The sequence below is a fragment of the Amycolatopsis sp. WAC 04182 genome, assembly GCF_003947465.1.
Classification (GTDB): Bacteria; Actinomycetota; Actinomycetes; order Mycobacteriales; family Pseudonocardiaceae; genus Amycolatopsis.
Genome location: NZ_QHJJ01000004.1, coordinates 925,285 through 947,896 on the forward strand (window position 1 = coordinate 925,285; position 22,612 = coordinate 947,896).

The 22,612-nt window shown below is 68.6% G+C and carries 23 protein-coding genes; 16 read left to right on the plus strand and 7 right to left on the minus strand.

The window, feature by feature from the left end; translation table 11 throughout:
- The first annotated feature begins 47 nt into the window (after positions 1-47).
- On the plus strand, positions 48-1,334 hold the full coding sequence (locus DMH01_RS24695) for an adenylosuccinate synthase (RefSeq protein WP_016338079.1): 1,287 nt from the start codon (positions 48-50) through the stop codon (positions 1,332-1,334).
- 69 nt (positions 1,335-1,403) lie between these two features.
- Here the strand turns inward: DMH01_RS24695 and DMH01_RS24700 are convergent, their stop codons facing one another.
- Positions 1,404-1,898: an OsmC family protein gene (locus DMH01_RS24700; protein WP_125679591.1), complete on the minus strand. Its 495-nt coding sequence runs from the start codon at positions 1,896-1,898 to the stop codon at positions 1,404-1,406.
- Positions 1,899-2,020: 122 nt separating this feature from the next.
- On the opposite strand from DMH01_RS24700, the gene DMH01_RS24705 reads away from it, so the two are divergent.
- Entirely contained in the window at positions 2,021-2,956 is a 936-nt protein-coding gene (locus tag DMH01_RS24705) for an LLM class F420-dependent oxidoreductase (RefSeq protein WP_125679592.1), read from the plus strand.
- A gap of 140 nt (positions 2,957-3,096) precedes the next feature.
- Positions 3,097-4,317, plus strand: a complete 1,221-nt coding sequence (locus DMH01_RS24710; protein ID WP_125679593.1) for an aromatic acid/H+ symport family MFS transporter — start codon at positions 3,097-3,099, stop codon at positions 4,315-4,317.
- Here DMH01_RS24710 and DMH01_RS24715 read toward each other — a convergent pair.
- The gene (locus tag DMH01_RS24715) at positions 4,301-5,839 is read right to left on the minus strand and encodes an amino acid permease (RefSeq protein WP_125679594.1); all 1,539 of its coding nucleotides are present in this window, start codon (positions 5,837-5,839) and stop codon (positions 4,301-4,303) included. The two genes, DMH01_RS24710 and DMH01_RS24715, sit on opposite strands and share 17 nt — an antisense overlap.
- Before the next feature lie 500 nt (positions 5,840-6,339).
- Positions 6,340-7,458, minus strand: a complete 1,119-nt coding sequence (locus DMH01_RS24720; RefSeq protein ID WP_125679595.1) for a glycerophosphodiester phosphodiesterase — start codon at positions 7,456-7,458, stop codon at positions 6,340-6,342.
- A gap of 176 nt (positions 7,459-7,634) precedes the next feature.
- On the opposite strand from DMH01_RS24720, the gene purD reads away from it, so the two are divergent.
- The 7 genes from purD to DMH01_RS24755 all read left to right on the plus strand — a co-directional run bounded on the left by purD (position 7,635) and on the right by DMH01_RS24755 (position 14,096).
- On the plus strand, positions 7,635-8,897 hold the full coding sequence (gene purD, locus DMH01_RS24725; protein WP_125679596.1) for a phosphoribosylamine--glycine ligase: 1,263 nt from the start codon (positions 7,635-7,637) through the stop codon (positions 8,895-8,897).
- Positions 8,898-9,031: 134 nt separating this feature from the next.
- Positions 9,032-9,418: a PE domain-containing protein gene (locus DMH01_RS24730; protein ID WP_125679597.1), complete on the plus strand. Its 387-nt coding sequence runs from the start codon at positions 9,032-9,034 to the stop codon at positions 9,416-9,418.
- Entirely contained in the window at positions 9,369-10,010 is a 642-nt protein-coding gene (locus DMH01_RS24735; protein WP_233621654.1) for a DUF3558 domain-containing protein, read from the plus strand. Before DMH01_RS24730 ends, DMH01_RS24735 begins: the two co-directional genes overlap by 50 nt.
- Positions 10,011-10,020: 10 nt before the next feature.
- On the plus strand, positions 10,021-11,676 hold the full coding sequence (locus DMH01_RS24740; protein WP_125679598.1) for a hypothetical protein: 1,656 nt from the start codon (positions 10,021-10,023) through the stop codon (positions 11,674-11,676).
- A 4-nt stretch (positions 11,677-11,680) separates the two neighbouring features.
- Positions 11,681-12,451, plus strand: a complete 771-nt coding sequence (locus DMH01_RS24745) for an ESX secretion-associated protein EspG (protein WP_125679599.1) — start codon at positions 11,681-11,683, stop codon at positions 12,449-12,451.
- Positions 12,452-12,619: 168 nt separating this feature from the next.
- Positions 12,620-12,931, plus strand: coding sequence for a hypothetical protein (locus DMH01_RS24750; protein WP_034312505.1), 312 nt, complete (start codon positions 12,620-12,622; stop codon positions 12,929-12,931).
- 43 nt (positions 12,932-12,974) lie between these two features.
- Entirely contained in the window at positions 12,975-14,096 is a 1,122-nt protein-coding gene (locus tag DMH01_RS24755; protein WP_125679600.1) for a transglycosylase SLT domain-containing protein, read from the plus strand.
- 220 nt (positions 14,097-14,316) lie between these two features.
- Here DMH01_RS24755 and DMH01_RS24760 read toward each other — a convergent pair whose 3' ends face one another.
- Complete coding sequence (locus tag DMH01_RS24760; RefSeq protein WP_125679601.1) at positions 14,317-15,501, minus strand: FAD-dependent monooxygenase; 1,185 nt, start codon at positions 15,499-15,501, stop codon at positions 14,317-14,319.
- A gap of 160 nt (positions 15,502-15,661) precedes the next feature.
- Between DMH01_RS24760 and DMH01_RS24765 the strand changes: the two genes are divergently transcribed.
- The 3 genes from DMH01_RS24765 (at position 15,662) to DMH01_RS24775 (ending at position 18,028) form a co-directional block, all read left to right on the plus strand.
- The gene (locus DMH01_RS24765; RefSeq protein WP_125679602.1) at positions 15,662-16,564 is read left to right on the plus strand and encodes a TetR/AcrR family transcriptional regulator C-terminal domain-containing protein; all 903 of its coding nucleotides are present in this window, start codon (positions 15,662-15,664) and stop codon (positions 16,562-16,564) included.
- 10 nt (positions 16,565-16,574) lie between these two features.
- The gene (locus tag DMH01_RS24770) at positions 16,575-17,726 is read left to right on the plus strand and encodes a pyridoxal phosphate-dependent aminotransferase (RefSeq protein WP_125679603.1); all 1,152 of its coding nucleotides are present in this window, start codon (positions 16,575-16,577) and stop codon (positions 17,724-17,726) included.
- A gap of 116 nt (positions 17,727-17,842) precedes the next feature.
- Positions 17,843-18,028, plus strand: a complete 186-nt coding sequence (locus DMH01_RS24775) for a hypothetical protein (RefSeq protein WP_007032516.1) — start codon at positions 17,843-17,845, stop codon at positions 18,026-18,028.
- Here the strand turns inward: DMH01_RS24775 and DMH01_RS24780 are convergent.
- From DMH01_RS24780 to DMH01_RS24790, 3 genes are all read right to left on the minus strand, one after another.
- Positions 18,025-18,846 (minus strand): SAM-dependent methyltransferase, encoded by an 822-nt coding sequence (locus DMH01_RS24780; protein WP_125679604.1) that lies wholly within the window; start codon positions 18,844-18,846, stop codon positions 18,025-18,027. The two genes, DMH01_RS24775 and DMH01_RS24780, sit on opposite strands and share 4 nt — an antisense overlap.
- Positions 18,847-18,935: 89 nt before the next feature.
- A complete protein-coding gene (locus DMH01_RS24785; protein ID WP_125679605.1) occupies positions 18,936-19,526 on the minus strand; it encodes an HAD family phosphatase in 591 nt (196 codons plus the stop codon).
- A 2-nt stretch (positions 19,527-19,528) separates the two neighbouring features.
- Complete coding sequence (locus DMH01_RS24790; protein WP_125679606.1) at positions 19,529-20,557, minus strand: low specificity L-threonine aldolase; 1,029 nt, start codon at positions 20,555-20,557, stop codon at positions 19,529-19,531.
- A 135-nt stretch (positions 20,558-20,692) separates the two neighbouring features.
- Between DMH01_RS24790 and DMH01_RS24795 the strand changes: the two genes are divergently transcribed.
- Genes DMH01_RS24795 through DMH01_RS24805 form a run of 3 tightly spaced genes read left to right on the plus strand, consistent with a single transcriptional unit; the run spans position 20,693 to position 22,519 of the window.
- Positions 20,693-21,211 carry a SigE family RNA polymerase sigma factor gene (locus DMH01_RS24795; protein WP_005152531.1) on the plus strand — a complete coding sequence of 173 codons (519 nt, stop codon included), beginning with the start codon at positions 20,693-20,695 and terminating at the stop codon, positions 21,209-21,211.
- The gene (locus DMH01_RS24800) at positions 21,198-21,902 is read left to right on the plus strand and encodes a hypothetical protein (RefSeq protein WP_125679607.1); all 705 of its coding nucleotides are present in this window, start codon (positions 21,198-21,200) and stop codon (positions 21,900-21,902) included. Before DMH01_RS24795 ends, DMH01_RS24800 begins: the two co-directional genes overlap by 14 nt.
- A gap of 23 nt (positions 21,903-21,925) precedes the next feature.
- A complete protein-coding gene (locus tag DMH01_RS24805; RefSeq protein ID WP_125679608.1) occupies positions 21,926-22,519 on the plus strand; it encodes a TetR/AcrR family transcriptional regulator in 594 nt (197 codons plus the stop codon).
- The last annotated feature ends 93 nt before the right edge of the window (positions 22,520-22,612 follow it).

Consider the following 22,612-nt stretch of genomic DNA (forward strand, 5'->3'; position numbering starts at 1 on the left):
CATTTACCAGCGCCAAACCACAAGTCGCCGAACACCTGGAGTGTCACATGCCGGCCATCGTGCTGATCGGGGCCCAATGGGGGGACGAGGGCAAGGGCAAGGCCACCGACCTGCTCGGCGACCGCGTCCAGTGGATCGTGCGTTACCAAGGCGGTAACAACGCGGGCCACACCGTAGTCCTTCCCGACGGGCAGAACTTCGCCCTCCACCTCATCCCGTCCGGGATCCTCACGCCGGGCGTCACCAACGTCATCGGCAACGGTGTCGTCATCGACCCGGGCGTGCTGCTCGACGAGCTCGCCGGGCTGGAGGAACGCGACGTCGACACCAGCAAGCTGCTGATCTCCGCCGACGCGCATTTGATCATGCCGTACCACGTGGCGATCGATAAGGTCACCGAGCGTTACCTCGGCAGCCGCAAGATCGGCACCACCGGCCGCGGTATCGGCCCCTGCTACCAGGACAAGATCGCCCGCGTGGGCGTCCGCGTGCAGGACCTGCTCGACGAGAAGATCTTCCGGCAGAAGGTCGAGTCGGCACTGGAGTTCAAGAACCAGGTGCTGGTCAAGGTCTACAACCGCAAGGCACTGGACGCGAACCAGGTCGCCGACGAGGTGCTGGCCGCGGGCGAGAAGTTCGCGCACCGCATCGCCGACACGCGCCTGCAGCTCAACCAGGCCCTCGAACGCGGCGAGACCGTGCTGCTCGAAGGCTCGCAGGGCACCCTGCTCGACGTCGACCACGGCACCTACCCGTTCGTGACGTCGTCGAACCCGACTTCCGGTGGCGCGAGCGCGGGTTCGGGCATCGGCCCCGGCAAGATCGACACCGTGCTGGGCATCCTGAAGGCCTACACCACGCGTGTCGGCTCCGGACCGTTCCCGACCGAGCTGGACGACGAATCCGGCGAGTACCTGCGCAAACAGGGCGGCGAGTTCGGCGTCACCACCGGCCGCTCGCGGCGCACCGGCTGGTTCGACGCGGTCATCGCGCGCTACGCGGTGCGGGTCAACGGCATCACCGACTACTTCCTCACCAAGCTGGACGTGCTGTCCGGGCTGGAGAAGGTGCCGGTGTGCGTCGGCTACGAGGTCGACGGGTTCCGCACATACGACATGCCGATGACGCAGACCGACGTGCACCACGCGCTGCCGATCTACGAAGAGTTGCCGGGCTGGTTCGAGGACATCTCGGGCTGCCGCACCTTCGAGGAGCTGCCCGCCAACGCGCGGGCCTACGTCGAGCGGCTCGAAGAACTCTCGGGCGCGCGGATCTCGGCGATCGGCGTCGGTCCGGGCCGGGAGCAGACGATCGTGCGGCACGAGTTCGTCTGACCCCCTTACGCGCGCCATGAAAGGTCCTTTCCTTGCAAATTTTGCAAGGAAAGGACCTTTCATGGCGTCTCAGGCGAGCGAAGTCTTCACCGGCGTCGGGTTCCGGAACAGGTCCAGCACGGGGCAGTGCTCGTCCACCTGCCGCTTCAGGTCCTCGTAGACCTCCGTCCTCGCGGGCCCGCTCAGCTCGACCGAAACGCGCACGTCGCCGAAGCCGGGCCGAGTCTCCGAGAACCCGAAGAACCCGTGCAGGTCGATGTCGCCGTCCACGGTCACCTTCACGCCTTCGAGCGGCACGCCGAGCTTCGCCGCCCAGAACTGGTAGGTGATCACCTGGCACGAGCCCAGCGCGGCGAGCGCGTATTCGACCGGGTTCGCCGCGGTGTCGGTGCCGCCGAGCGCGGCGGGCTCGTCGACGGTGAACGAGTGGTCGCGCACCCGCACGTCGACCTGCGTCGCGGTTCCGGGGTTCAACGCGTTGGCGACGCTGAACGAGACGGCGGCGTTGCGCGGATCGGCGTCGACGGCGGTCTTGGTTCCTTCGATGACATCGGTCAGCGACATCGGGTCACTCCAGGATCGGGGGTTCGGACGCCGCCCAGGGTGGGGCAACACCGCGAACCGCGCGCGTGATCCCAGTCCGTGAAAAGCGAAATATCCTTTCGTCAGCGTCGTTGGCGTTGAACATGACCATCGGAGTGGCACTCCCGTCCGGGGACACCGCGGACGCCGTCAACATCGTCGACGAACTCATCACGCAGACCCGGCAGGCCGCCGACGCGGGCCTGACGTCCGTCTGGTTCTCCCAGCAGATGGAGCACGACGCGATCACCGTCGCCGCCCTCGCGGGCCGCGCCGTCCCGGGGATCACCGTCGGGACCGGCGTCGTGCCGATCTACCCGCGACATCCCTTGCTGATCACCGGTCTCGCGCAGACGGCGCAGGCCGCGACCGGGGGCCGGTTCGTCCTCGGACTCGGGACCGGCGCGAAGAACTGGCTCGAACCGGCGTACGGCATCGAGTACCCGTCGCCGATCAAGCATCTTCGCGAGTACCTCACGATCCTTCGGCAGGTGCTCGACGGCGGCGAAGTCGATTTCCACGGCGAGACGGTCCGGGCGCACGCCAAGGGCTTCGCGGCTTCGCTGTCCGTCGCGGGGTCTTCGGACATCCCGGTGATCGTCGCGGCGATGGGACGGCAGGCGCTGCGGGTCACCGGCGAACTCGCCGACGGCACGATCCCCTTCCTCGCCGGACCGAAGGCCCTTTCCGGGCTGATCGTCCCGGAGATCACCAAGGCCGCCGCCGGCCGCCCGGCGCCGCGGATCATCGCGATGGTCCCGGTCGTCGTGACCGACGATCCCGGCGCCGTCCGGGCGCAGGTCGACCGGCAGTACGCGTTCTTCCGCGACATCCCCTCCTACCGTGCGATCTTCGACGCCCAGGGCGTGGATTCCGCCGGTGAGCTGGTGATCGCCGGAGACGAGGAGACCGTCGCGGCCGAAATCCGGCGGTACTTCGACGCCGGGGCGACCGAGGTCGTCGCGACACAGAGCGGCATCCGGAGTGCGGAAGAACGGCTTCGCACCTGGAGCGTCCTCGGAGACCTCGTCAAGCGCTGAACCCACAGGTCATGAAGGGGCGTTCAGGACATTCATCGTCCTGAACGCCCCTTTCATGACTTTCAGGGGCCCAGTGGCCTTGCTCACAGCGTTCGGATTGTGCATACTCGTGCGCATAGCGAACAAGCTGGAGGTCCCCAATGTCCCCTGCCGCGGCCCGTTCGTGGGTGGTCCCACTCGCCTGGACGGCGGTACTGCTCGACGGATTCGACCTGGTCGTCCTGGGCACGGTGCTGCCCGCGCTGCTCCGTGACCACGTCTGGGGCCTGACGCCGGGCACGGCGTCGGTGATCTCGACGTTCGGCCTGATCGGCATGATGATCGGCGCGATGGCGATCGGCACGATCACCGACGTCATCGGCCGCCGCAAGGCGCTGATCATCGCGGTCACCGCTTTCTCGGCGTTCACCGCGCTCTGTGCGATCTCGCCCTCGGCGTTCGTCTTCGGTCTGCTCCGCTTCCTCGCCGGGCTGGGCCTCGGCGGTTGTCTGCCGACGGCGATCGCGCTGGTCACCGAGTACGCCCGCAAGGGGAAGGGCGGCAGCGCGACCACCACGGTGATGACCGGCTATCACGTCGGCGCGGTGCTCACCGCCCTGCTCGGCATCTGGCTGATCCAGCCGCTCGGCTGGCGCGCGATGTTCGTCGCGGGCGCGCTGCCCGCGCTCGTGCTCGTGCCGCTGATGATCAAGTACCTGCCGGAATCCGAGTCCTTCGAGCGGGCGCGGGAGACGCAGGAGAACTCGGCGACCCAAGTCGTCGGCGGGCTGTTCCGCGGCGGGCTCCTGCGCGCCACCATCGCGTTCTGGGTGACGTCGTTCATGGGGCTGCTGCTGGTCTACGGGCTCAACACCTGGCTGCCGGAGATCATGCGCCAGGCCGGGTATCCGCTGGGCGCGGCGCTCGGGCTGCTGCTGACGCTGAACCTCGGCGGCGTCGTCGGCCTGCTCGTCGCGGGCCGCGTGGCGGACAAGGTCGGCGTGCGGCCCGCGGTGATCTTCTGGTTCCTCGGGGCGGCGCTGTTCCTCGCCTTGCTGAGCGTGAAGCTGCCCGCGGCCGGCCTGTACGCGGCTGTGTTCCTCACCGGCGGTTTCGTGTTCAGCGCGCAGGTGCTCGTGTACGCCTACATCGGCAAGACGTACCCGGATGCCATGCGCGCCACGGGAATCGGCTGGGCGGCGGGGGTCGGCCGGGTCGGCGCGATCAGCGGCCCGATCCTCGGCGGTGCGCTGCTGACCGCCGGAATCGCGTACCCGTGGGGTTTCTACGCCTTCGCCGCGGTCGGGGCGTTGGGAGCGGCCGCGGTGACCGGAGTCCGCGCCGGCCGCTCCCGGGAGGAGACCGCTACCCCAGTTCCTTGAGTTCCTTTTCCACCGCGGCGAGTTCTTCCTCGGAACCCTGCACCTTCGGACCCGTGAACCACTTGCGCGCCGAGGCGAACCACCACACCGCCGCACCACCGAGCACGACGAGGAAGGCGATAGGCGTGTAGTTGAAACTGTCGATGGTGATCGGTGATCCCTGCGGGAGCATGAACAGCACGAAGATGAAGCACACCCAGACCGTCGCGACGGTCCCGATGAGCTTCCCCCAGCGGCCGAGGTTCCACGGTCCGGGTTCGAAATCGTCGCCCTTGCGCACCCGCAGGAACACCGGGATCACGTAGGCCACGTACAGGCCGACGACGGCGATCGAGGTCACCGCGGCGTAGGCGGTCGCGCTCCACAAGTACGGCAGGGCGAGCAGGAGCGCGCCGCCCGCGGCCAGCCACACCGCGTTGGTCGGCGTCTGGGTGCGCTTGTTGATGCGGTGCCAGAACTTCGAACCCGGGATCGCGCCGTCGCGGGCGAAGGCGTAGATCATCCGCGAGTTCGCGGTCACCGACGCCATCCCGCAGAACAACTGCGCGCCGATGCAGATCAGCAACAGGAACTTGCCGGTAGTCGCGCCGGTCGCGTCGATGAAGATCTGCGCGGGCGGCACCCCGGTTTCGGAGCCGACGGCGCCCTCGTAGTCCTGGATGGCGAAGGTGATGCCGATCAGCAGGATCCAGCCGGCGACCAGGGAGACGAGGATCGAGTTGATGATCCCGCGCGGCCCGGCCTTCGCCGCGTTCTTGGTCTCCTCGGTCATATGGGCCGAGGCGTCGTAGCCGGTGAGTGTGTACTGCGCGAGCAGGAGACCCAGTAAGAAGACGTAGACGGGTGAGGCCCAGCCGGTGTTGTTCACGAACTCGCCGAAGACGAACGACGCGTCCTGGTGGTTCTCGGGAACGATGATCAGCACCCCGACGATGACCAGCACACCCGCGAGATGCCACCACACGCTGATGCTGTTCAGCAGCGCGACGATCTTGACGCCGAAGGTGTTCAGCAGCCCGTGGATCACCAGGATGATCGCCAGCAGCAGGATCGTGTGGCCCGGCGTCGCCTCGAAGCCGAACTGCAGGTCGAGGAAGGCGTTGAGGAACAGCGCCGCGCCGAAGTCGATCCCCGCGGTGACGGCGATCTGCCCGATGAGGTTGAACCAGCCGGTGAACCACGACCACGCCGCGCCGTTGCGCGGGGCGAGCTTCGCCGCCCAGTAGTAGAGGCCGCCCGCGGTCGGGTAGCTGGAGCAGACCTCGGCCATGCCCAGCCCGACCAGGATGACGAAGAGGCCGACCAGCGGCCAGCCCCAGATCATCGCGGCGGGCCCACCGGTCTTCATGCCGAACCCGTAGAGGGTCAGGCAGCCGGAGAGGATCGAGATGATCGTGAAGGAGACGGCGAAGTTGGAGAAGGCCGACATCGTGCGCCGGAGTTCCTGCGCGTAGCCGAGTTGGTGGAGCCGGGCACTGTCTTCGTCGGCGGGTTCTGCGGCCTGCTTGTCAGAGACATCCATCGGGCACCCACTTCAAAGGTATGCGGACAGACCATTGAGATCCGCCGAAATTAGGCCCGCCGACCTGCGCATGTCAAGGTCCCGTCAAGAAACCCGTCCTCAGATGTCAGGAAAGGGTCGTTCAGGACGGCTCTCGTCCTGAACGACCCTTTCCTGACACTCACCGCGCCGAGCGGCGATTCGGGTGCTCTGGAGGGGTGCGGCGAAGGTGTCGTGATACTCGCGATCGGTCGTTTGAGGGCACGCGCCTTCGCCTCATGTGGCCACCCGGCGTAGTCAGTGGCGGGCGATTGTCACCGCGGGTGAGGCGTGTGTGGGAATAGAGACGTTCAACGTCTCTATTTCCACACACCCCCTCGCGTCTCTGTCGGTCTGGCCCGCGTGACCGGGCCGGTAGCGCGGGCACTGTGTGGATTTCTGATCATCCAACGCCCCAAAATCCACACAGTCGGCGCCCGTGGGGGCCTTCACGTACTTCGGGGTCAGCGACCTCGAGAAGCTCAGCGCCCCCGGAACGCCTTCACGGCCTCCAGCGCGGTGTCCGGGTGGTCCGCGAAGTACCCGTCGACACCCGCCTTGAGGAACGCCTCCTGCTCGGCGAACGCGTTGCCGTACTCGGCGGGGTTCGCCGACGAGCGCAGGCTCTGCGGAAGGAAGTTGTTCTCGTTGCGGAACGTGTACGGCCCGACCTTCAGCCCGGCCTGGTGCGCGTCGGCGACGAGCTTGGTCGGCTGTCCCAGCGCGCCGTTCACCGCCGGGATGACCTGCGCCTTCTCCGGGCCCAGGTAGTCCGCGTACTTCGAGATCTCCTTCAGGCCCGCCGGCGTCACGAGGTCGGCGTACGTCCGCGGGTCGCCCTTCGCGACGAAGTCGGCCGGAGCGCCGGTCGCCGAGGTCAGCTGCAGCAGCGGCACCCGCACCTGGCGCGAGAGCGCGATCAGGTTCGACACCTCGAACGACTGGATGATCACCGGCGCCTTCGGGTGGTTGAGCCCGTTGCGCTTGAGCACCTCGACCAGCTTCGGCTCGGTCGGGTTCTTGATCGAGGAGAAGTAGGTCGAGTGCTTGATCTCCGGGTACGTCCCCAGTTCACGGCGCAGCTCGCGGCCCAGCCGGCGCGTCAGGTCGATCACCTCCTGGTAGGTGGCGATCTGGTAGCGGCCGTCGTAGATCTTGTTGTTCGGCCGCAGCTGCGGGATCCGCTCGGTCGCGCGCAGGGTCTTCAGCTCGGCGAGCGTGAAGTCCTCGGTGAACCAGCCGGTGAACGACGTGCCGTCGATGACCTTCGTCGTCTTCCGGCTCGCGAACTCGGGGTGCTTCGCGACGTCGGTGGTCCCGCCGATCTCGTTCTCGTGCCGGGCGACCAGCTGGCCGTCCTTGGTGGGCACGAGGTCGACGTCGACCCAGTCGACGCCCTGACGGTAGGCGAGCTCATACGAGGCGAGCGTGTGCTCCGGGCGGTAGCCGGGGGCGCCGCGGTGTCCGACGATCACCGGACCATCGTGACCCTTCGCCAGCGCCGACACATCTTGGGCGTTCGGCTCGGCAGCGCCCGCCAGACCGGTGACGCTGAGTACGGCGAGTCCGGACAGGGCGAGCACGCCCAGGCGCTTTCGCATGGTGGGTAACCTCTTTCGCTTGAACTCGGGGTACCGCGCAACCCTTGACGCAGGAGGCGTCCGGACGGCGAAGACGGACCGGCGGAGCGCTGACCGCCGGGTGAACGCCGGATGGAACCACCCGCTCGAGGACGGCGACGTGTTCGGGGCTCACCGGCCCGGTTACCCTGTGCGTCGTGCGCGTACTGGTAATCGGGTCCGGCGCCCGTGAGCATGCACTTGTCCTCGCGGTCGCGGAAGACCCTTCCGTCACCGCACTGGCCTGTGCCCCGGGTAACGCCGGCACCGCCGCGGTGGCCGAACAACTCGGCGTGGACGCGGCGGACCCCGAGTCCGTCTCCGCCCTCGCCAAGCAGTGGCAGGCGGACCTCGTCGTGGTCGGCCCCGAGGTCCCGCTGGTGGCCGGTGTCGCCGACGCGGTCCGGAAGGCGGGCATCGCCTGCTTCGGCCCGTCCGCGTCCGCGGCCAGGATCGAGGGTTCGAAGGCGTTCGCGAAGGACGTCATGGCGGCCGCGAAGGTGCCGACGGCGCACTGCGAGGTCGTCGACAACCCGGCCCGTCTCGACGCCGCGCTCGGCCGCTTCGGCCCCACCTGGGTGGTCAAGGACGACGGTCTCGCCGCGGGCAAGGGCGTCGTGGTCACCACGGACGTCGACGTCGCGCGCAAGCACGCCCTGATGCTGCTCGACGGCGGGCACCCGGTGCTCCTGGAGTCCTTCCTCGACGGCCCGGAGGCCTCTCTCTTCTGCTTCGTCGACGGCCGCACGGTCGTCCCGTTGCTGCCCGCGCAGGACTTCAAGCGTGTCGGCGACGGCGACGCGGGCCCGAACACCGGCGGCATGGGCGCGTACGCCCCGTTGCCGTGGGCGCCGAAGGACCTGGTCGACGACGTCGTCGCCCGCATCGTGCAGCCCGTGGTCGACGAGCTCGACAACCGCGGCGCCACCTTCTCCGGCCTGCTCTACGCCGGTCTCGCGCTGACTTCCGAGGGCCCGCAGGTCATCGAGTTCAACTGCCGGTTCGGCGATCCGGAGACCCAGGTCGTCCTGGCGCTGCTGCGCAGCCCGCTCGGCAAGGTCCTGCACGCGACGGCGACCGGCAAGCTCGCCGACCTGCCGCCGCTGGAGTGGGATTCCGGCGCGGCGGTCACCGTCGTGCTCGCCGCGGACGGCTACCCCGGCAAGCCGAGGACCGGCGACGTCATCACCGGTGGCGAGCTCGAAGGCGTGCTCCACGCCGGCACCCGCCGCCGTGACGACGGTGCCGTGGTCTCCTCCGGCGGCCGCGTGCTGTCGGTGGTCGGCACCGGCAAGAACCTGAAGGCCGCCCGCAAGGACGCCTACGCGACGGTCGAGAAGGTCCACCTGGCCGGCTCCCACCATCGCACCGACATCGCCCTGCTCGCCGCCAAGGGAGAGATCGCCACCCCGGTCTCGTGAATTACGGACGGAACCGCTTCGGCGACCGCTGCGTCTAACCCGGTATTTCCTGAGAAGCTTAGGCGCTCGATACATCGGCGTTGGTAGCCTCGACAGGGCGAACGGTCACCGTGCGTGTTTCCAAGGGGTGGGGAATGGCAGCATCGAGCAAGATCCAGGACCTCACGTCGGCGGTCCCGACGCCACCGTCGGTGGCCGACATCAGAGTCGATCCGTCGAAGCTGCTCGAAGTCGCGAAGATCGTCGAAGAGCAGATCGACGCGTTGCAGGACAAGCTCATGACGCGGCTCGACCAGCTGCGGATCGACACGCCCGCCAACGACACCGTGAGCGTGCACGCGACCAGCGTCTGGAACGAGCTCGTGGCCGACGGCGACCAGTCGTACGCCGCGCAGGTCCGGGCGTACGTGGCCGGTCTGCGGGGCCTGGTCAACCAGCTCCGCACGGCGGCCAAGGAGTACAAGACCAGTGATGCGGACAAGGCCGCCGCGTTCGGGGACCGTGGTGTACACCGGGCGTAGGTCTCGCCTGCTGGTGACCGGCGGGGTGCTCACCCTCGCGCTGGCCGGATGCGCCACGGACACGGGCGGGCAGGCGTTCCCCGACGAACCGGCGCTGGCCTCGGTCACGCAGGGCGCCAAAGCGTCGGCACTGCCCGCCAGGCCCGCCGAACTGAGCCTGCAGGGCGTCGATCCGTGTGCCCTGCTCACCGATCCGCAGCTCGACCAGCTCAAGATCAACAGCAAGCCGCGCGCGGCCGCGGAACCGATCGACGGCCCGACCTGTGTCTTCGATTCGGACACCGCGCAGCCCTTCCACGGCTATTACGTCCGCACGATCACCGCGGACGTCGAAGAGTGGTTCACCGGCAAGCGCCGCAAGAACAGCATGACGACGGAACCGACGGCGGTCGGCGGGTTCCCGGCCATCAGGAACCACCGTGACGCCGGCACGCCGGGCGACTGCGAAACGCTCGTCGGTGTCGCTCAGGGACAGACGCTGGCGGTGCGGGCGGTCGCCGTCACCGCCGGCGCGTTCACCATGCCGCAGCTGTGCGAAATGTCCGCGCAGGCGGCCGATTCGGCTTTGCAGACCTTGAAAGCACGCAACTAGGGAGGGCGGCGTGAACGTTTCCGACCTCGCGGGCAGGCTCCGCGATCTTCGGTTCGACGGCTACACCGACACCGGGATCGCGACCGAGATCGAACGCTTCCGCAGCGGTGACGGCACCGGCAGCATCGGTATCGCCGTCGACGCGTTGAAATCCGTCGCGGGCGCGCTCGCCGACACCGACAAGACGCTGCGCGACGAGCTGGGCAAGCTCGGCGTGGAATGGCAGAGCGAGGCCGGCGGTGCCGCCGGTCAGGTGTTCACCGAGCAGGCGGGCTTCTCCCAGGACGCGAACTCGAAGGTCTCGCATTCCGCGGAGATGATCTTCGCCCAGGGTGAGGCCTTCAACCGGACGCTGCACAAGCTCCCGGATCCGGAAGTGGTCCGGAAGGGCGCCGGCGGCCTGACCATCGGTGACGTCGTCCTGAGCCTCATCGGGTTCGAGACCGACCACGCCAAGAGCGTCAGCGCCGCGAACAACGCGCGGGCGCAGGCGCAGGAGGCGTTGAACGACTACGCCAAGACGAGCGGCGAGAACCTGCTGACGACCGACACGCTGGCCGACCCGCAGGCGATGAACCTGACCCAGACCACGACGGCCGCCGGAGCGGGTGGCGGTTCCGCCCCGATCGACCTGGCGGGCACGGCCACGGATCTGACCCCGGACGGCAGTGTGCGGCCCGCGTCGGCCGCCGTCGAGTCGAAGTACGTGCCGCCGGTCGCGCAGCCCGTCGGCAACCCGAAGGCGCCGTCCTACGACGCGCCGACGCCTGCCTACGGCCTCGCCATGGGCGGTGGGACGGCCCGCAAAACCGGTGCGTCGGCGCCGAACGCCGGGACCACGGCTCCCGCGGCCGCCGCCCCGACGACAGTGCCGTCCAAGACACCCGCGCCGGGCGCGGGCTGGGTGACGCCGAACCGGCCGTCCCCGCAGCCCGAACAGGGCAGGCCTTCGTACCCGGGCACCGGCTCGCCGACGTCGCCGCCGTTCGTTCCGCCGGGCGCACCGGGCGCGCCGAACACCCCGAACGTCCCGCCGGGTCAGTCCACCGGCAGCGCGCCGCCGAACAGCACCACGTCGGCGCAGCCGGTCGGCAAGTCGTTCGGCACCGGCCCCGGTGTCGACGGCGCGCTCGGCAAGGGTCCCGGCTCCAGCTCCGGTCCGGGTGTCTTCGGCAACATCGGTGGTGGCACGGGTGGCGACCAGGCGCTCGGCAAGGGCCGCTCGGTCGGCTCCGGACCGCAGACGCCGATGGCCCCCGGCAACGAATCCGGCCGCGGTTTCCCCGCCGTCCCGAAGATCACCGGTCCGGCCGCGGGCGACCTGGGCGCCGGTGCCGCGGCGCTCGGCGCCGGTGTCGCCGGTGGTGCGCTGAGCGGCGACCGGGAACGCGACCGCCGTCCCCGTCAGGAAGGCGGCGTGAAGCCGACCCGCCAGCTCCCGATCGGTGAGCTTCCCGAAGAGGAGGCCATGCGGCGCTCGGAGAAGATCGGCGCGAAGCAGCCGAAGCCCGAGTCGAAGTTCATGGAGCGCGCCGCCACCCAGGACGTCGAAGAGGACGCGGAGCACATCAGGCGTTACGGCGTCGACGACAAGGACCTGTTCACCGACGAGCGGCTGGTGTCGCCGGACGTGATCGGTGACCACGGCAACCGGGAAGCGCGCTGAACCTGTGCCGAACGACAACGGCAGCCTGGTGCTGTCCGCACTCGAGTTCGAAATGCTCTGGGAAGCCGAACGGCTCCCCGGCCGCCATGTCGCACTCGACGTGCCGAGCCCCGGAACGACCCACACGGAGCGGGCGGCACTGATCGAAGAGGCCTGGGAATCCCTGCGCGCGCGAGGTCTCGCGCGGGGACACCAGGCGTCGGGCGAACTGGTCGACATGCTGAACCTCTTCGCGCACCCCCGGGTCGCGATCGACGTCTGGGTGTGGACCGACCGCGAGATCAAAGGCCAGGCGGTGAGCGTCGGCAACCAGGCGTTGCTCGGCGTGATCGACTCCGGCCAGGTGTGGCTGATCCCCGCCAGGGAGAGCTCCCTCGCCGAAGCCGCGGTCTCGGTCGCGGGCGATCTCGGCCCCGGCGTCGGCCAGTCGATCAGCATCCCGCACGACGTCCTCGTCCAAGCCGACGCCGCCGCCCGCGGCGAGGCGAAGGCATTGGTCACCGCGCTCGAAGACCTGGACGTGCCCCTCTGGCAGGCCCAGGAGGTGGCGGGCATGCTGCTCGGCCAGGAGGCGCGCGGCCAGTTCGGTGTGGAACGCGCCGGCCGCGACGGCCGCCCCCGGCGCGCGGACAGCGTGGTCGCCTTCTACGACACGGACGCGGGCCGATACCTGTTCCAGGTCGCGCGGAACCGGGACGGGCGGGATTGGGCGACCATCACCCCGGCGGACAACCAGTTGCTGGCGACCCGGATCCGGGAAGTCGCCGATTTCTGACTTGCCCGATTCGGCTGTTTCGCGAAGTCGATATCGGCGGGGTGGAAGTTGGCGTGGATGCGCGCACGCCGCACCGCCGAGGTCTTAAAGTATGCGCGGGAACCGTCCTGATCGGCCGCGCGTCTGATCGGGCGGATACGAGTTTTTCCGTGAAGGGGATGACGAACCGTGCCTGTGTACGACCCGGAATCCATGGGGATCGCCGCCGGTCAGGTGGAGAAGCTCAAGGACGAGTTCGAGAAGACCAAAAAAGGCGTCACCGGGATGGATGACGAGAAGGAATCCCCCTTCGGCGGAGTGGACGAGCACGGCGACGCGAAGGGTGCGGTCGGCAAGTTCAAACAAGGGGTCCACAACGAATTCGATTCGGCCGGTCAGCTGATGGAGGCCACGGCCTTCGTGCTGCGAAAGGCGGCAGGCTTGATCAAGGAGACCGAAGCGGTCCACGTGGACAACCTGAAGGTGCACGGAGACCTGTGACGATTCGCCAGGCCGGGGGCCAGGGAACAAGGGGGCTTGAGCAGTGGGGTTGAACGGTGTCGGCGCCGGGGAGCCGGACGGCTGGGGCGAACTGGTCAAGAAGGCCGAACAGATCGAAAAGGTCAATCTGGCCGCCATTCAGAACGCGTCGAAGCAGTTCAAGACGGCCGCTGACAACGCGGGTGACCACAGCGCGGCGTTGACCAACTCGACCCAGGCGTTGAACGGCGGGGTCTGGGCCGGGCCCGCCGCGGAGGCCTTCTTCGAGTACGTCAAGTCGATCACCAAGGCCGGGAAGAACGTCGAAGAGCAGCTGGGCAAGGTGGTCGACGACCTCGACCGGGTCCATGCCGATCTCGGCAACATCAAGACCCAGGTCGCCGACGCCTACAAGGGCGCCGAGGAAGCGATCAACAAGCGCAACACCCAGGCGGAGACGGACAAGAACGCGGCGATCCAGGCCGCCGCGCAGGCCGAGAAGGATCACAAGCCGGCGCCGAGCCCCTCGGCCGCCGAGATCATCCAGAAGGCCAAGACCGACATCAACAAGATCGCCAGTGACGCCGACACCCGGGTCAAGGGCCTGGTCGACCAGGCCAACCAGATGATCCAGAAGTCCCAAGAGCTGATGAAGAAGGACATCGAGGGCGGCTACTCGAAGGTCCCGATGCCGGGCAAGGACGGCAGCGTCCCCAAGCGCACAGGCGGTCTCCACGCCGGAGGCGGTGGCGGCGGTGGAGGAGGCGGCGGTGGCGGTGGGGGCGGCGGCCTCGGCCCGAGCGGTGGCCCGCCGTCGACGACGCCCCCGGGCAACGTCCAGCAGTGGATCCAAGAGGCCATCAAGATCCTGCAGGCCAACGGGATCCCGGTGACCGAGGCGGACATCCAGAAGATCTGGACGATCATCGAGAAGGAGTCCGGCGGCAACCCCAACGCCATCAACAACTGGGACTCCAACGCGGCGAAGGGCACGCCGTCCAAGGGGTTGATGCAGTGCATCGACCCGACCTTCAACGCGCACAAGCTTCCCGGGCACGACGACATCTACAACCCGGTGGACAACATCATCGCGGGCGTCCGGTACACGTTCTCGCGGTACGGCGGCTTCGAGGGGCACCCGGGGCTGAAGTCCATGGCCGGCGGCGGCGGATACCAGGGCTACTAAACGACCTCGTTTGGCCGCAGGCCGGTCCGTGAAGGCCTCCTTGCCTACTTTGAGAGTAGGCAAGGAGGCCTTCACTACCTTGGTGACCGTCACGCTCGTCCGCCGGATCACGCGAGCCCTGGCCGTCGTGTTGCGAAAGCCACTTTCGCAACGTTGAAGGTTGCGAAAGTGGCTTTCGCAACACCCCCCCGGCCCTCCGTCCTTACCACTCACGAGCGGTTCAGTAATCCTTGAGTACCAGGCCATTCGCCGCCTCCGTCAGCGGCCGCATGGCCGACTTCATCAGGCGATCCCGGAGCGGCAGGTAAGGCAACAGCCGCATCGACTGGATCTGCTTCCACTGCCGGAACCGCGTCTGCTTCTTCTGGTTCATCGACGCCAGCGCTTGGTTCTGGAGCACGAAAGGCCGCATTTCCCTTTCGTAGGAAGCGAAAGCGGCGCGATGATCACGAGAAGCGGCCAGTGAACCGGCGAGCACGTAGGCTCCGACGAGCGCCAAACTGGTGCCCTGTCCCGAAAGTGGCGAAGGCCCGTAGCCCGCATCGCCGACCAGCGCGACGCGTCCGTCGGTGAACCGGTCCATCCGGATCTGGGTCATGGAGTCGAAGTACAGCTCGCTCGACTCCATTTCTCGCAGCAGGCGCGGTACTTCCCAGCCGTGGCCCAAGAAACGGTCGGCGATCAGCTTCCGTTGCTGCTCGACGTCGTAGCGGTCGTAGTCGATTTCCGGCGACTGGAAGCCGAGCATCGCCCGCGCCTCGGTGTTCTTTCGGGCGCTGTAAAGCCCGGCCAGCTTTCCCGGCGTCATGTGGAAGGTCTGCCAGCGGTCCAGGTCGAGGAAGTTCGGCACGGTGAACACCGCGAGATAGGTGTCCAGGTAGTGCGAAAACTGTTTCTCAGACCCGAAAACCAGCGATCGCACGGCTGAGTGCTGGCCATCCGCGCCGACGACGAGATCGAAGTCCCGCGCCTCGCCGTGAGCGAAGGTGACCCGGACGCCTTCGGTCTCCTGGGCGATCCCGGTGATCCAGTCCCCGTAGACGTACTCGACGCCTTCCTGAGCGACCGACGCCAGTGTGCCGGTGAGGTCGTCCCGCAGGATCTCGACGTCTTCGCTGTCGGTGAGCCCGCCGGTCAGCGTGTGGTCGGTGACTTTCACGAGGGTCTTCCCCGCGCCGTTCACGAACGACATCCCGCGCATGTCGGTGCTCAGCTCGCGGAGGCGCCCGAGCACCCCCACCCGGTCGACGACGCCGAGCGCCGTACCGCGGATGTCGACCGCGTGCCCGCCGACGCGGGGCGCGGGTGCCCGCTCGACGACCGTCGGCGCGAAACCGTGCCGCCGCAGCCAGTACGCCAGCGTCGTACCGGCGATTCCCGCCCCCGAAATCAGGACCTTCCGCATGTCCACTCCTTGTGTACGGTGTCTTGAAGCACTGCGTACAACGTATGGACGCCCAACCGAAGCCCCAGGAAAAAGCGCAGAAAATCTCCGACGCACTAGTGCGGTCAACGTAGTGCGGGAGGAGAAAGGGAGTTAGGTGCACTATGGCAGGGAGCCGACCATGACCGATCCGCCCTATCTGCGGATCGCCGCCGAGATCCGCCGACGGATCACCTCCGGCGAGCTGCGCGAGGGCGACAAGGTCCCGTCGACGCGCCGGATCATCGCCGAGTGGGGTGTCGCGATGGCGACCGCGACGAAGGTGCTGGCCACGCTGAAACGGGACGGCCTGGTCGTCGCCAAACCCGGCGCGGGCACGGTCGTCGCGAGCCGTGGCCGGAAGCCCGCGCCCAGAACCGAGGCGGAGCTCTCACGCGAGCGGGTGGTGAAGGCCGCGATCCGGATCGCCGACGCCGAGGGCATCCGCGCGCTCTCGATGCGCCGCGTCGCCTCCGGCCTCGGCGTCGCGACGATGGCGCTTTATCGCCATGTCACCGCGAAGGAGGAGCTGATCCTCGAGATGGCGGACATGGCGCTCGGCGAAATCCGCTTCCCGCCCGAACCGCCGCCCGGCTGGCGAGCCCAGCTGGAGCTGATGGCGAGGGCGCAATGGGCGTTGTTCCGGCGGCATCCCTGGCTCGCGCAGGCGCTCTCGATCACCCGTCCGCAGCCGCTGCCGAACCTGCTGGCCCACGCGGACTGGGCGACCCGCGCACTCGACGGCCACGGCCTCCCGGCGTCGACGATCATGTACGCGCACATCACGATCTTCAACCACGTACGCGGCATCGCCCTCAGCTTCGAGGCCGAAGCCGACACCGAATCCGGGACGGCGGTCACGGCCGACGCCTGGCTGGCGGAGCACGAGCCGATCCTCTGGGACCTGGTCTCCGGCGGTCGTTTCCCGAACTTCGCCGGCGTCGTCTCGCGTGCCCCGTTCGACTACGACCTCGACACGCTCTTCGAGTTCGGCCTGCAACGGCTCCTCGACGGGTTCTCGGTCCTCCTCGCGAAGGCAAGTTAGCCTCACTCGCATGTCCTTCCCTGGCCCCGCCGCACGTTCCGCCGTCCCGCCGTTCCACGTGATGGACGTCCTTTCGGCCGCGCAGGCGCGGCAGCGCAGTCACGGGGACCTGGTCCCGCTGCTCGCGGGGCAACCGTCCGCGCCGGCGCCGCAGCCCGTACTCGAAGCGGCGCAGCGGGCGCTGAAGGACCACAACCTCGGCTACACCGAGCAACTCGGCATCCCGGAACTGCGCGAGGCCGTCGCGGAGCACTACAACCGCACCTATCCGGTCGAAGTGAGCCCGCAGGACGTCATCATGACGACCGGTTCCTCCGGCGGTTTCCTGCTCTCGTTCCTCAGTGCCTTCGAGGCGGGCGACCGGGTCGCGATGGCGCGTCCCGGATACCCGGCTTACCGCAACCTGTTGAAGGTGCTCGGCTGCGAGGTCGTCGAGTTCGCCACCGGCGCCGGGACGAACTTCCAGCCGACCGTCGCGCTGCTCGACGAACTGGGGCCGATCAAGGGACTCATCGTGGCCAGCCCGAGCAATCCCACCGGCACCGTCCTGCCACCGGGTGAACTGGCGGCGATCAGCGGCTGGTGCGCGTCACACGGCGTGCAACTGATCAGCGACGAGATCTACCACGGGATCTCCTACGGCGCCGGGCTCGATTGCGCCTGGCAGTACGGCGACGAGGCGCTCGTCCTCGGCTCGTTCTCCAAGTACTTCGCCATGACCGGCTGGCGGCTCGGCTGGATGCTCGCGCCCCAGCGGCTGCATCGCGCGATCGACGTCCTGACCGGCAACTTCACCATCTGCCCGCCCGCGGTCTCCCAGCATGCAGCGGTCGCCGCGTTCACTCCGGAGGCGTACGCGGAGGCCAACGGCCATGTCGAGCGCTACCGGGCCAACCGCGACGTGCTCTTCACCGGCCTCAAGAGCATCGGCATCGACAAGCTCGCGCCGGCCGAAGGCGCCTTCTACGCCTACGCCGACGTCTCCGCGTACACGAACGACAGCCTCAGCTGGTGCCAGCGGCTCCTCGCCGACACGGGTGTCGCGATCGCTCCCGGGATCGACTTCGACCCGGTCGACGGCGGGCGGTTCGTGCGCTTCTCCTTCGCGGGCTCTCGCGAGGACATCGACGAAGGGGTCCGGAGGCTGGGCGACTGGCTCTAAGGGGGAACCCGGAATTCACCCTGAACGTTAGGCAGAACGAAGGCGATCTCGAGCTCCGCCTGACAACCTGGACTCACCGGGCCCGCATGGGCACGGTGAGGCAATCGGAGGATGCCATGTTCTGGAAGATCGTCGGCGGGCTGATCCTGGCTTGGGTGGCCTTCATGGTGCTCGGATCCGTGCTCGGTTTCCTCGTGAAGGCCGTCTTTTGGATCGCCGTCATCGGCGGCGCGGTCTTCCTCGGCACGGCCGCGTACGGCGCCATCAAGGGCAAGGGCACCCCGAAGCAGCTCCGCCGCTAGGGCTTACGCGCCACCCCGCCGAGCGACGTGAAGTTCACGGGCGAAAGCGGGGTGAAGCGCGGCCCGTCCGGCCACCACAGGTGCGGATACGTCAGGCCGGGCTCCATGAGATCGAGTCCCTCGAAGAAGGACTCGATCTCGTCGCGCGTCCGGTACAGCGTGTCCAGCCCTGTGCCGGTGAAGCGCTTCTCGAGTGACGTCGCGACGTCGGCCGCTTCGGAGCCGTCGGCGGGATTGTGCTGGTGCAGCAGCGCGACGAACGAGCCTGGCGCCAGCGCGTCGACGTAGGCGCGGACGATCTTCCGTGCCTCGTCGAGATCCTGGATGTGGTGGACGATCGCGCACAGGATCAACCCGACCGGCCGGTCGAACTCCAGCCGGTGGGTGCGGGCGAGCTCCTCGATGACCTCGGCCGGTTCGGTCAGGTCGGCGGCCGTCATATGCGCGAAGTCGTTCGCCGCGAGGAGCGCGCGGCCGTGCGCCTGGACCACCGGATCCCGGTCGACGTAGACGACCTGGGCCTCGGGGTTGTACCGCTGCGCGACCTGGTGCGTGTTGTCCATGGTCGGGAAGCCGGAGCCGAGGTCGAGGAACTGGTCGATGCCTTCCCGGTCGGTCAGGTAGCGCACGGTCCGGACCAGCCAGTGCCGGACCTCCTTGGCCATGGCCCGCGCGTCCGGCGAGATCTCCAGGATCTGGCGCAGCGCCACCCGGTCGGCCTCGTAGTTGTCCTGGCCGCCCATCAGTGCGTCGAAGACCCGCGCGATGCTCGGCCGGTCGAAATCGACGGGCACGAACGGGCGTTGGTCCGCGGACATGGGCACCTACCGGGGGTTAATCGGTTTGGACTGGTTCAGCGTAGGTCATCCGCTTCACCGCGCGTAAGCGGATGAGCGACGAGGGTGAATTATTCCTCCGAAGAGCCGAAGCCGGATTTCGCCGTGGTCACGCCGACCCAGCGTTCCGCCCGCATCCCGACCGCCCGCGCACCGTCCACATTGGACTGACGGTCGTCGAAGAACAGGCAGTCGGCCGGTTCGGCGCCGAGTTCGGCGAGCAGGATGCGGTAGATCTTCGCGTCGGGCTTCATGCAGCCGAGGTCACCCGAAAAGAGCTTCACGCGGAACAGCTTCGCCCACTCCTGCTCGCGCACCCACCGGCCGAAGGTGGACGACGCGTTCGAGAGCAGCGCGAGCGCCGCGCCCGCTTCGTGCAGCCCTTCCAGCAGTTCGAGCACGTCGGGCTCGACGTGTGTCCAGCCGGTGACGTCGATGGCGGTCAGTTCGTCGGAGAACGCCTTGTCCACCGGGACGTCCAGCGCGCGGCCGATGCTCTGCCAGTACTCGAGGTCCGTGCCGCCGGAGTCGTACCGGACCCGTTCGGCCCAGTAGTGCGGTTCGAAGTCGGCGACTTCGAGGCCGAAGGCCTTGGCCAGCGTCGGCAGCGCGTCGGTGTGCGCGCTGATGACGTCGCCGTAGTCGAAGACGATCCAGTTCATGTTCAGCCCCCGGTCTTGATGCGGTGAAGGGTTTCCTCGATGTCCGCCGCGGAAAGGTCCCGGTGCGCCACGAACCGGATCCGGCCGGAGCTGGGCAGCGTCAGGATCCCGAGCCCGGCCAGCCACGCCAGCCTGCCTTCGAGGTCGGGAGCGGCCACCTGCACGATGTTGGTTTCGGGCGCGTTGACCTCCCAACCGTGCTCCGCGAGCCCGGTGGCGAGCCGTGTCGCGTTCTCGTGCGTCTCGGCAAGGTCGCCGATGCGATCCAGCGCGACCATGCAGGCCGCGGCCAGCACACCGCCCTGCCGGATACCGCCGCCGAGCATCTGGCGCATCCGCCGCGCCTTCTCGACGAACTCCGCGCTGCCCGCCACCACCGAGCCGACGGGTGCCCCGAGCCCCTTGGAGAAGCAGGCGGAAACGGTGTCGACGCCGACCGTGAGCGCCGCCGGCGGGATCCCCAGCGCGACCGACGCGTGCCAGATGCGGGCGCCGTCGAGGTGCACGGTCAGCCCGGCCTCCTTCGCCACCGCGACCAGTTGCGCGTGCTCGTCGGGCGGGGTGACTGCGCCGCCCGCGGAGTTGTGCGTGTTCTCCAGGCACAACAGCGGGGTGCGCATCGCGTAGTACGGCCCGCGCGGGTTGCCGATCGCCGCCGAAAGCGTTTCCGGCGTCGGACGGCCAGGCCCGGCGTCGTGCTCCAGCGGCTCCGGCATGCCGCCCGCGAGCCAGGCGGCGGATCCGAGTTCGTCGGTGATCACGTGCGCGCCGCGCGGGGCGAGGTACCGGTCACCGCGCTGGAGATGAAGGCTCAGCGCGATCAGGTTCGCCATGGTCCCGGTCGGCGTCCAGAGCGCCGCGGGCATGCCGAGCAGCTTCGCGGCGCGCTGTTCCAGTGCGCCGACGGTCGGATCGCCGTCGAGGACGTTGTCGCCGACCTCGGCCTTCGCCATGGCCTGGCGCATGACGTCGTCCGGCCGGGTCACGGTGTCGGAGCGGAAATCGATCTGCGGGAGAGAGCGCGAGGTCACGGTACGATCACATCACATCGACGGGCCCGCCATGAATCTCCTCCCCGGCTGGTCCGCCACGCCCGCTCATGCAACCGTGGACGCCCCCGGTTCCGTCCTACCCACCGACGAGGCAAGAGCGGAGACAAAAACCGCGTGAACCAGCGCGACGAACAAGAGTTCGCGGAGTACTTCGCCGCGAAGCGGGACTCCGTGCGCAGGACCGCGTACATGCTCTGCGGTGACTGGCATCGTGCGGACGACCTCGCGCAGACGGCGTTCGTCGCGCTGCACCGGAGGTGGAAGAAGATCAGAGAACGGGCGGCGACCGACGCCTACGTGCGGAAGACGCTGGTCAGGGCGGCCATCGACGAGTCGAGGCGGCCGTGGCGGCGGGAGTGGCAGACCGAGGAGCTGCCCGAACCGCCGCAGGACGGCTTCGACCTCGGCGAGCAGGTCGTCACCAGGGAAGACCTGCTGGCCGCGTTGCGCGAAGTGCCCCCGAAGCAGCGGGCCGTGCTGGTGCTCAGGTTCTTCGAAGGGCTGGACGTCGGTGCGGCGGCGAAGGCGCTCGGCTGCAGCGAAGGAAACGTGAAGAGCCAGACCGCGCGCGGGTTGGCGAACCTCAGGCAGGTCATGGAGAAGGAGGAGGTGGCACGGGATGGACGAGAATGATCTGAAGGCGTTGTTCCGTGACGCCCCCGGCGACGCGCCGTCGCCGACCTTCGACACCGCCGACGTGGTTCGCGCCTCGAAACGCGCCACCGCTCGACGCCGAAACGGTATCGCGGTGGCCTGTAGTGCGGTGGTTTTGGCCTTGGCCGGAGTGGGCATGTTCGGCGTGCTCGGCGGAAGCGAGCTCCAGACGGGGAGCGCGGCCAAGTCCGACAACGAAGCGGCCTCCGCGGGGCAACCCGGGGCGGCGTCCGTACGTCCTCTTGACAGCGGGGACCCCTCGAACTTCTCGAACCCGCCGCCTCAGCAGGGGGGCGACGGGCCAGAGAGGACCGGCCAGATGACGGCCGAAGGCACCTACGGGTGCGACCAGGTGGACCGGGAGCTCGCCACCGCCCTCGCTGGCGAGCTCCCGGTCCCCGTGGATGTCGCCAAGTCGACGCCCGGCGACCTCTGTACGACGGGAGCCAGGTCCGCGGGGTTCCAGGTGCCGGGCGGCACGGTCTCCGCCGCGGTCTTCCCGGCCGGTTCCGCCGTTCCGTCGCTGCCGACGGGGGCGTCCAGTGCCCAGCGGACCACCGCCAAGGGATCACTGGTGGTCGTGGTGAGCCTCGGTGACGGATCCGGCAGGCCCGCCCTCCCCGAATCCGACGTCGACAGGCTGGCGGGCGTGCTCGCCGCCCGTTACTAGCCGAGCTGGCAAAATAGCCCGCCATGACCGCCGCAGCGACCACACCGAAGGGTGAGCGACGCCGGGCCGAGCTCATCGAGGCCGCCGCGTCGCTGCTGGCCGAGGGCGGTTTCGACGCCGTGCGGCATCGTGCGGTCGCCGAACGCGCGGGGCTGCCGCTGGCCTCGACGACGTACTACTTCGACTCGCTCGAAGAGCTGGTCACCGCCGCGGTGGAACATCACGCGAAGGTGGAATTGGAGACCGGGCGGCAGCGCCTCGACGAGCTGGCGACCCGCAACCGCGGCGTCGAGGCCACCGTCGACCTGGTGCTGGACATGCTCCTCGGCCCGCTCCGCCCGGATCGCGAAGCCGACGCCGAAGCGGTCCTCCTGCGCTACGAACGTCTCGTCGGGACAGGCCGTCGTCCGTATCTTCGGCCACTGATGCGGACGCTGTCCGCGCAGCTGTACGAACTGCTGCACGAGATCTTCGCGCGCTCCGGCACGCCTGTGGACGGCACCGAGCTGGAGCGGCTGGTCGCCCTGGTCGACGGTGCCGTGGTCAACGCGCTGATCGAGGTCGACCCGGAGCCGCGCGCCGCCGCCGCCCGGATGCTGCAGGCCGCGCTCGCCTAGCGCCCGGTTAGGCCGTGTCCTGCAAGTCATGTTCGCGGTCTTCGCGCCCAGGCGCTCCCTGACGGCACGGGCGGGCTCGGCCGAGTACGACCC

What these genes read in the sequence shown, in the direction of transcription:
- DMH01_RS24695 (WP_016338079.1), top strand. Translation starts at nt 48, where the DNA reads ATGCCGGCCATCGTGCTGATCGGGGCCCAATGGGGGGACGAGGGCAAG.
- DMH01_RS24700 (WP_125679591.1), bottom strand. Translation starts at nt 1,898, where the DNA reads ATGTCGCTGACCGATGTCATCGAAGGAACCAAGACCGCCGTCGACGCC.
- DMH01_RS24705 (WP_125679592.1), top strand. Translation starts at nt 2,021, where the DNA reads ATGACCATCGGAGTGGCACTCCCGTCCGGGGACACCGCGGACGCCGTC.
- DMH01_RS24710 (WP_125679593.1), top strand. Translation starts at nt 3,097, where the DNA reads ATGTCCCCTGCCGCGGCCCGTTCGTGGGTGGTCCCACTCGCCTGGACG.
- DMH01_RS24715 (WP_125679594.1), bottom strand. Translation starts at nt 5,839, where the DNA reads ATGGATGTCTCTGACAAGCAGGCCGCAGAACCCGCCGACGAAGACAGT.
- DMH01_RS24720 (WP_125679595.1), bottom strand. Translation starts at nt 7,458, where the DNA reads ATGCGAAAGCGCCTGGGCGTGCTCGCCCTGTCCGGACTCGCCGTACTC.
- DMH01_RS24730 (WP_125679597.1), top strand. Translation starts at nt 9,032, where the DNA reads ATGGCAGCATCGAGCAAGATCCAGGACCTCACGTCGGCGGTCCCGACG.
- DMH01_RS24735 (WP_233621654.1), top strand. Translation starts at nt 9,369, where the DNA reads ATGCGGACAAGGCCGCCGCGTTCGGGGACCGTGGTGTACACCGGGCGT.
- DMH01_RS24760 (WP_125679601.1), bottom strand. Translation starts at nt 15,501, where the DNA reads ATGCGGAAGGTCCTGATTTCGGGGGCGGGAATCGCCGGTACGACGCTG.
- DMH01_RS24765 (WP_125679602.1), top strand. Translation starts at nt 15,662, where the DNA reads ATGACCGATCCGCCCTATCTGCGGATCGCCGCCGAGATCCGCCGACGG.
- DMH01_RS24770 (WP_125679603.1), top strand. Translation starts at nt 16,575, where the DNA reads ATGTCCTTCCCTGGCCCCGCCGCACGTTCCGCCGTCCCGCCGTTCCAC.
- DMH01_RS24775 (WP_007032516.1), top strand. Translation starts at nt 17,843, where the DNA reads ATGTTCTGGAAGATCGTCGGCGGGCTGATCCTGGCTTGGGTGGCCTTC.
- DMH01_RS24780 (WP_125679604.1), bottom strand. Translation starts at nt 18,846, where the DNA reads ATGTCCGCGGACCAACGCCCGTTCGTGCCCGTCGATTTCGACCGGCCG.
- DMH01_RS24785 (WP_125679605.1), bottom strand. Translation starts at nt 19,526, where the DNA reads ATGAACTGGATCGTCTTCGACTACGGCGACGTCATCAGCGCGCACACC.
- DMH01_RS24800 (WP_125679607.1), top strand. Translation starts at nt 21,198, where the DNA reads ATGGACGAGAATGATCTGAAGGCGTTGTTCCGTGACGCCCCCGGCGAC.
- DMH01_RS24805 (WP_125679608.1), top strand. Translation starts at nt 21,926, where the DNA reads ATGACCGCCGCAGCGACCACACCGAAGGGTGAGCGACGCCGGGCCGAG.